This is a genomic window from Anaerolineales bacterium, from assembly GCA_022866145.1.
Lineage (GTDB): Bacteria > Chloroflexota > Anaerolineae > Anaerolineales > E44-bin32 > PFL42.
On the sequence record JALHUE010000406.1, the window covers coordinates 1 to 1,592 of the forward strand.

2 protein-coding genes are annotated in these 1,592 nt (G+C 67.3%); both read left to right on the plus strand.

All coding sequences use genetic code 11. The features are described from left to right. The first annotated feature begins 212 nt into the window (after positions 1-212). A complete protein-coding gene (locus tag MUO23_12220) occupies positions 213-983 on the plus strand; it encodes an NTP transferase domain-containing protein (protein MCJ7513723.1) in 771 nt (256 codons plus the stop codon). Positions 984-990: 7 nt separating this feature from the next. Then, entirely contained in the window at positions 991-1,509 is a 519-nt protein-coding gene (locus tag MUO23_12225; protein ID MCJ7513724.1) for a phosphatase PAP2 family protein, read from the plus strand. The last annotated feature ends 83 nt before the right edge of the window (positions 1,510-1,592 follow it).

Genomic DNA, 1,592 nt, shown 5'->3' on the forward strand with positions numbered 1-1,592 from the left:
GCCCCCGCCCGGGGTTCAGTACGGCCTTTCAGCGGCACCTGCTCGAGCTGGAAGGGGTTAAGTTCAATGAGGCCGGGCAGATCGAGCTCTGGGTCTTCGGCTGGGATCCGTCCCCGGCCGCAGCACCAGGGGTCAAGGCCCAGGCGGCGCACTCACCTCGCTGAGCGCAGCCCGACGGATTGACATCCCGCAAGTTCTGGAGGCGCGCACGCATGGACGCCCTGATCGTCGCTGGCGGAACACCTGCCCCCACCGATCCGCTGTATCCGGACTGCCGCGGCCGGCCCAAGAGCCTGCTCGACGTCGGCGGGCGGCCGATGGTTCAGTGGGTGCTGGATGCGGTCGCCGGGTCCGCTAGGATCGACAGGATCCTTGTGGTGGGGTTGGGCAAAGAGGACGGACTGCAGTCCAGCAAACCCCTGCTCTACCTGGCCGAGCAGGGCAGCCTGATCGGCAATCTCCGAGCCGGGATGGCGTACGCCAGCAGTCACGATCCCTCCGCGGATCACCTGCTGATGGCGACCTCCGACATTCCCTTGATCACCTCCGAGATGGTCGGCTTCCGCGCCGACCAGATCCAACAGGCGGGGGCGGACCTGGACTACTGCGCCATTGAGCGCAGCATCATGCAGGCCCGCTTCCCTGACTCGCGTCGCTCGTACATTCATCTGAAGGATATCGAGGCCTGTGGCGGAGATATCCACGGGGTTCGCCTGGCCTTGAACTGGGATGATGCCCTGTGGGATCGGCTGATTGCCGCCCGCAAGAACGCCCTCAAGCAGGCCTACTTGCTCGGGCTGGACACGGCCTTGATGTTGCTCCTCAGGCAGGCGAGCGTTCCGTGGGCGGAGGAGAAGATCAGCCGACGTCTACACCTGCGTGCGCGGGTCCAGGTGTGCCCTTATGCCGAAGTCGGGATGGATGTCGACAAGCCATTCCAGCTGCAGATCGTGCGCCGGGAGATCCAGGCGCTGACCCGGTGAAGGCTGGATGAAGGTTGGCTCGTTGCTCGTTGCCGACACCCAGCGGTCTGAGGCTCTGCGTATCCCCGCCAATGCCCGCGGGCGGCGCCGCCTGGCCGCGATCCTGGCCCATTCGGGCGACTCCTGGTTCTGGCTGCTCGGCCTGGCTCTGACCTGGCTGCTCGGTGACTCTCCTACCCGTACCTGGGCGATTGCGGTGGCAGCCGCCATCGGGGTGCTGGCGATCGTCGTGCTGGGACTGAAGAAGCTCGTCCGCCGACCTCGACCCGAGGGGGACTGGGGGCAGATCTACCGGGCAACCGACCCGCACTCCTTCCCGAGCGGGCATGCAGCTCGCGCCTTCCTGCTGGCGGTGCTCGCCACAGGCTGGGGGCCGGTCTGGCTGGCGCCGATCCTATGGATCTGGGCGCCACTGGTGTGCCTGGCGCGGGTGGCCCTCGGCGTTCACTTCCTGTCAGACGTTGCTGTCGGGGCCGTGATCGGGATCGTCGTCGGCCTGGCTATGATCGTGCTGGCCCCGATCTAGCCCCTCCCTCCGCGGCTGGGAGCGCCGGCGCGCCACCGGCACAGCTTCCCACTCCCAACGGACCTTCTGGCCGGGCTCGCCCA